Genomic DNA, 5,809 nt, shown 5'->3' with positions numbered 1-5,809 from the left:
GCGCACCTTGAACGAGGCGGAATCGCCTGCGCCACGATCAACGGTAAAACGCAGGACCTCACCGCCCCGCGTCTCGACCAGCTGGCAATTGTAGTCGATCTCCATGCCGCTCCAGTCCATCTCGCGGCAGAAATGGCCGTCCTGCCAATCCCATGATCCGGTGATGTCCCAGCCGAGGGCGCGGCCCTTGATCTGGCCATCCGGCAGCAGGTTCAGCGTCAGATTGTACAGCCCGATCCGCAGTTCCCGCCCCTCGACCAGCGACATGAACTCTGATTTGTCGCGGATCTCGGCAAAGTCATCTGCTGCTGCCGGCATCACGGCACAGACCCAAAGGGCCACAGCGGCAAGACTACGGATCATTTCATCCCCCCCGGACCGGTGCAATCCGTAACCATACGCTTCACCGGCGCGGTTGGATCACCGCATCACCATCCGCCGGGGGGGGCGGATCAAAGGCCCAGCACATCCATCATGTCATACTGCCCCGGTTTCCTGCCTTGCCCCCAGATCGCGGCGCGGATCGCACCCCGGGCAAACACCGTGCGGTCGGTCGCCACATGGCGCAGCACGATCCGCTCGCCATCCGCGGCAAAGATCACGTCATGTTCGCCCACGATATCGCCGCCGCGGATCGCCGAAAATCCTATCGTCCCACGTTCCCGCGCCCCGGTAACACAATCGCGCCCTGATACCATCACGCTGTCCAGCGCCTTGCCGCGCCCTGCCGCCGCTGCCGCCCCCAGCATCAGCGCCGTGCCCGAAGGCGCGTCCACTTTCATCCGGTGATGCGCCTCGACAATCTCGATATCCCAATCGGCATCCAGCGCCGCGGCCACCTTTTGCGTCAGCCGCGTCAACAGGTTCACCCCCAGCGACATGTTCCCCGCCCGCACGATCACCGCATGATGTGCGGCCAGCGCGATCTTGGCCAGATGCGCCGGTTCCAGCCCGGTGGTGCCAATCACATGCACCGCCCGCGCCTGTGCTGCCAGCGCCGCAAACTCTACCGTGGCCGCCGGCGCGGTAAAGTCGATCACCGCCTGCGCCTGGGCAAACGCTTCCAACGGGTCGTCGCCCACCACCACACCCAGTGCCGCCCCGCCCATCGCTTCGCCCACATCCCGGCCGATCCACGCATGGCCTGGGCGTTCCAGACAGCCCACCAGCCGCCCCTTGCCCGTCTCGGCAATGGTGCGGATCAGCATCTGGCCCATCCGGCCCGATGCCCCGGTAATCACGATGCCCGGCTCGTCGGTCATGGCAGCCTCCCTGTTTCCCCTGCCTTAGCGCCTTCCGGCGTGCGGCAAAAGCCCGCCGTTGCGGGGCGCGGCGAAACAGCCTACATGGGCGCCATGTCGAACAAGCGCATCTCCACAGGCTCCGGCCCCTCGCAACGCCAGCTCCGGGTGGGCGAACTCATTCGCCGCACTCTCAGCGATATGCTGAACCGGGCCGAAATCCACGACACCGACCTGAACCGCATGTCGATCACCATCGGCGAGGTATCGCTGTCCAACGACCTCAAGGTGGCCACCGTCTACGTGATGCCGCTGATGGGCACCGTCCCGGTCGAAGACGCGATTGCCGCCCTTGCCCGCAACAAGCACGAACTGCGCCAGCGTCTCAGCAAAGAGCTGACGCTGAAATACGCCCCAGACCTGCGCTTTCGCCCGGATGAGACGTTTGATCGTCTGGACGAAACCCGCAGACTGTTTTCCAACCCTGCCGTCCAGCGCGATCTTGACGCGCAAGACGAAGCCACGCCTGACGGGGATGCCTGAATGCTGCGCGGCGCACTTGCCCTGATGCTTCTGTGGCCCGTGTCGGCAGGGGCCGCAGACTGCCGCGACATCACCTTCGAAGGCGCGTCCTACACCACCTGCGACGTTGCCCTGACCGACGATGTGCGCCTGTTTCATTCCGGTTCCGACGGCGCTTACGGCAGCTTTGCCCGCGTCAACACCGCGCTTGAGGCGGCCGGCAAAACCCTTGGCTTTGCGATGAATGCCGGGATGTATCACCGCGATCTGGCGCCGGTCGGGCTGTATGTCGAAAACGGCGTCGAACAATCGCGCCTTGTCACCCGCGACGGTCCCGGCAACTTCGGCCTGTTGCCAAACGGGGTGTTCTGCATCGGCGACACGTTTCGCGTGGTCGAAAGCCGCGCCTTCAAGACCGGCGCCCCCGCCTGCCTCTTTGCCACGCAGTCCGGGCCGATGCTGGTGATCGAGGGCGAACTGCACCCGAAACTGCTGCCAGACAGTGACAGCACTTACCTCCGCAACGGTGTGGGCGTCAGCAAGGATGGCACCCGCGCGGTGTTCGCAATCTCCAACGAAGCGGTGAACTTCCACAGCTTCGCCCGCCTGTTCCGCGATGCGCTTGGCCTGTCCGATGCGCTGTACTTCGATGGCAACATCTCGCGGCTGTACGCCCCGGCGCTGAACCGCCATGACGGCGGCTTTCCCATGGGGCCGATCGTCGGCACCGTTGTTCCAAAGGGCTGATCGATGGGCCGCACAAAGAAGGGCCGGGTCGTTTCCGGCTGGCTGGTGGTCGACAAGCCCGCCGGAATCACCTCCACCACCGTGGTGAACAAGGTGAAATGGGCCTTTGGCGCACAAAAGGCGGGCCATGCCGGCACGCTGGACCCGGCCGCAACCGGCGTGCTGGCCATCGCATTGGGCGAGGCGACGAAAACCGTGCCTTTCGTCACCGATGCGCTGAAATGCTACCGCTTTCGCGTGACATTTGGCGCGGCCACCACCACCGATGATGCCGAGGGTGAGGTGATCGCCCGCGCCGATGCCCGCCCGACCGATGCCGGGATCGAGGCCGCGCTGGCCGCTTTTCGCGGTGATATCCAGCAGGTCCCGCCGCAGTATTCCGCCGTAAAGGTCGATGGCGAACGCGCCTATGATCTGGCCCGCGAAGGCGAGGTGATGGATCTTGCCGCCCGCCCGCTCTGGGTTGACAGCCTGACCGTCCTTGCGCGCCCCGACGCCGACCATGTCGATCTGGAGATGGTCTGCGGCAAGGGCGGCTACGTCCGCGCCATCGCCCGTGACCTTGGTGCCGCACTTGGCTGCCTTGGCCATGTGCAGTGGTTGCGCCGCGAATGGTCTGGTCCGTTCACCGCGGCCCAAGGCGTGACACTCGACCAGATCGACGCCGAGGCCAAGACCGATGCCCTGGACGCCCGCCTGCTGCCGCTGGAAGTGGGCCTTGCCGACCTGCCCGAATTTCCCGCCACCGCCGAAGGCGCTGCCCGCCTGCGCAACGGCAACCCCGGCATGGTCATCGCGTCGGCCGAATGGGGCACCGAAGGCTGGGCCAGCCTGAACGGCCAGGCCATCGCCGTCGGGCATTACCGGGGGGGCGAGCTGCACCCGACAAGGGTGTTCAACCGCTGACTAAACCTGCGCTTTACGGGTGGTCACCACAAGCCCAGCCAGCACCAGCACCCCGAAGACGGCAAAGCAGGTCAGGATCACCTGCATGTCGGAGTATGCCAGCGTCTGGTCAGCAGGCGTGTAAAGTGCTGCAAGCGACAGGACGGCGGAAAACACAATGCGCCCGGCAAGACTTTGCAGGGAAAGGTAAGTAGCGCGAATCGTGCTGGGTAGCAGCGTCTGGACGCGGGCCGTCATGAACGCGGTTGACAGCGAATCCGGCACCATCCGCAACAGCAGCAGCGCGATCACGAACAGGCTGTTCGAGGCTGCCAGCGCTGCCGTCAAGGCGACCTGCATCCCGAACGCCAAGAGCAGGACCCCCGGCAAACCCAACGCCTTGCGCAGCGGCAGGGCTACCAGCGAAAAAGCCAATGAAATGGCCATCATAAGAAAGGTCACCGCGCCCGAAATAAGTGGCGTCTGATCACCGTGGCCTGCCGCTGTCATCGCCTCACGGATGAACGGTTGACCAAAAACAAAAGGAATATGGCTGAAGACATAGGTTGCCAGCCAAAGGCACAAAAGCCAAAGCAGCGTCGGTTGCGCAAGGCTGGACCCGATCACCCGCAGGTTATCGCGGTGCCCTGCCTGAGGCGCTTGTGGCGGTTCACGGAAAAGGGCCGTCACGGCCAAAAGGCCTAGGGCTGATATGGTCGTCGCGACATATGGCAGGATCGCGCCATACAACGCCAGCACCCCACCGGTCAGCGCCGACAGGGCCAGCCCGCTGAAACTGAAACGCCAGGCCCTCAGCTCCATCGCCTCGATGTCGGATGCGCGACCATCAGCCTTCAGGCTTTCGAACAGAAGCGAACTGTCCGTGCCCGACGCAAAGGCCGATGCGGCCCCTAGAAGGATACTGGCCAGCGCAAACTGGGCAAGCCCCTCCCCAACCACCAGAAGGACAGTCGCAGCAACAAAGCTGATGGCCGCTACAAGCAGCGTCTTCCGCCGCCCCAGCCGATCCGACATATAGCCCGAGGGCACTTCAAGCACTGTGGTTGAAAGGTCAGCAACGACATACAGCAAAATCGCCTCAGCCGCCGAAAGCTGACTTTCGAAGTAAAGAAACCAGGTGGCTTGCCAGAAAAGCAGTTGCTGGACGAACTTGAACCAAGGGTAGAGGATGATGTTGCGACGCATCCGCCATGGTTAGCCCGCTGGTCCTGATTTGGCGAGGCATGGATGGCGCGGGCAAGACCCATAAGAAAAAGCCCCGCATCGCTGCGGGGCCTTTCAAATTCCGGGTCTGCCAGAAATCAGACCAGCGCGGCTTTCGCCTGGCCGGCAATGGCGTTGAATGCCTCCGGCTCGTGCACAGCCAGATCGGCCAGAACCTTGCGGTCCACTTCGATCCCGGCTTTCGCCAGACCGTTGATGAAACGCGAATAGGTCATTTCGGCATCGAACATCCGCACCGCGGCGTTGATCCGCTGAATCCACAGCGCGCGGAAGTTGCGCTTGCGGGTCTTGCGGTCGCGGGTTGCGTATTGCTGGGCCTTGTCGACGGCCTGCGTGGCCGTGCGAAAGTTGGTGGACCGGGCAGCGTAATAGCCGGCCGCTTTCTTGATCACCTTACGGTGGCGGGCGTGCGTAACGACGCCGGATTTAACGCGGGACATCGGGGCTCTCCTTACCGGTCGTAGGGCATGTACTTCTTGACGATCTTGGTGTCGGCAGCCGACAGCAACATCGTTCCAGAAGCATCGCGAATGAATTTCGTCGTGCGCTTGATCATGCCGTGCCGCTTGCCGGCAACGCCAGCCTTGGCCCGACCGGAGGCCGTGAAGCTGAAGCGCTTCTTGGCCGCCGACTTGGTCTTCATCTTGGGCATTTCCATCTCCGTGGTTTCAGGCACGACTCGGCATGCCACGTGGGCCGGCCGTGCGGGTAATCGAGCCGCCCCTATAGTTGGGGCGGTGCAAAGGTGCAAGAGACAACGGCAGATGTGCTCAGTTGGTCAGCCGCGCAAACACACGCAGAAATACATCGGGCACTTCGTTGAAGGTATAGCCCCCCGGTTGCTGCGTGACAGCCACCAGAACCAGCCCCAGCGCCGCGATCAGCATGATCGCACCAACCCGCGGCGCGCGTCCTTCGACCCACGCCGCAAGAAGGGTTGGAATGGTCAGCACGATCAACACGATGCCGATAGTCAAAAACAGGTCGGGATCCATTTAACCCCCTACGACTGCTACGCTGAGACCCAGTTATTCAGGATCGACGCGCGAAATCAACCGTTCATCGCAAGGTGCCACGCGCAGGATGTTGGTGGTGCCCTTCACGTTGAACGGCACCCCGGCGGTGACCACGATCTGATCTTCCTCCGTGGCAAACCCGCCATCGCGCGC

The 5,809-nt window shown here is 63.4% G+C and carries 10 protein-coding genes; 3 read left to right on the top strand and 7 right to left on the bottom strand.

From position 1 onward, the window contains the following. Positions 1–363 (bottom strand): hypothetical protein (locus RMO18_RS17130; protein WP_309667542.1); only part of this gene is annotated, 363 nt, incomplete at its 3' end. Between the two features lie 89 nt (positions 364–452). Further along, complete coding sequence (gene dapB / locus RMO18_RS17125; RefSeq protein WP_309667540.1) at positions 453–1,262, bottom strand: 4-hydroxy-tetrahydrodipicolinate reductase; 810 nt, start codon at positions 1,260–1,262, stop codon at positions 453–455. An 84-nt stretch (positions 1,263–1,346) separates the two neighbouring features. On the opposite strand from dapB, the gene rbfA reads away from it, so the two are divergent. Genes rbfA through truB form a run of 3 tightly spaced genes read left to right on the top strand, consistent with a single transcriptional unit; the run spans position 1,347 to position 3,416 of the window. After that, positions 1,347–1,784 carry a 30S ribosome-binding factor RbfA gene (gene rbfA / locus RMO18_RS17120; RefSeq protein ID WP_309667544.1) on the top strand — a complete coding sequence of 146 codons (438 nt, stop codon included), beginning with the start codon at positions 1,347–1,349 and terminating at the stop codon, positions 1,782–1,784. Continuing rightward, positions 1,785–2,510 (top strand): phosphodiester glycosidase family protein, encoded by a 726-nt coding sequence (locus RMO18_RS17115; protein WP_309667539.1) that lies wholly within the window; start codon positions 1,785–1,787, stop codon positions 2,508–2,510. A 3-nt stretch (positions 2,511–2,513) separates the two neighbouring features. Next, positions 2,514–3,416 (top strand): tRNA pseudouridine(55) synthase TruB, encoded by a 903-nt coding sequence (gene truB / locus RMO18_RS17110; protein WP_309667538.1) that lies wholly within the window; start codon positions 2,514–2,516, stop codon positions 3,414–3,416. Here truB and RMO18_RS17105 read toward each other — a convergent pair whose 3' ends face one another. The 5 genes from RMO18_RS17105 to RMO18_RS21155 all read right to left on the bottom strand — a co-directional run. Beyond that, positions 3,417–4,601, bottom strand: a complete 1,185-nt coding sequence (locus RMO18_RS17105; RefSeq protein WP_309667536.1) for an MFS transporter — start codon at positions 4,599–4,601, stop codon at positions 3,417–3,419. Between the two features lie 116 nt (positions 4,602–4,717). Next, positions 4,718–5,080: a 50S ribosomal protein L20 gene (rplT, locus tag RMO18_RS17100; protein ID WP_309667534.1), complete on the bottom strand. Its 363-nt coding sequence runs from the start codon at positions 5,078–5,080 to the stop codon at positions 4,718–4,720. Positions 5,081–5,091: 11 nt separating this feature from the next. Then, positions 5,092–5,292: a 50S ribosomal protein L35 gene (gene rpmI, locus RMO18_RS17095; protein WP_300855159.1), complete on the bottom strand. Its 201-nt coding sequence runs from the start codon at positions 5,290–5,292 to the stop codon at positions 5,092–5,094. Positions 5,293–5,410: 118 nt separating this feature from the next. Then, entirely contained in the window at positions 5,411–5,635 is a 225-nt protein-coding gene (locus RMO18_RS17090; RefSeq protein ID WP_309667531.1) for a hypothetical protein, read from the bottom strand. Positions 5,636–5,668: 33 nt separating this feature from the next. Continuing rightward, a partial coding sequence (locus RMO18_RS21155) for a pyruvate kinase alpha/beta domain-containing protein (protein ID WP_405054101.1) occupies positions 5,669–5,809 on the bottom strand: 141 nt, incomplete at its 5' end.

The sequence above is a fragment of the Tabrizicola sp. genome, assembly GCF_031377265.1.
In the GTDB taxonomy this organism is placed as follows: domain Bacteria; phylum Pseudomonadota; class Alphaproteobacteria; order Rhodobacterales; family Rhodobacteraceae; genus JAUYQR01.
This window is presented reverse-complemented; position numbering and strand designations above follow the sequence as displayed.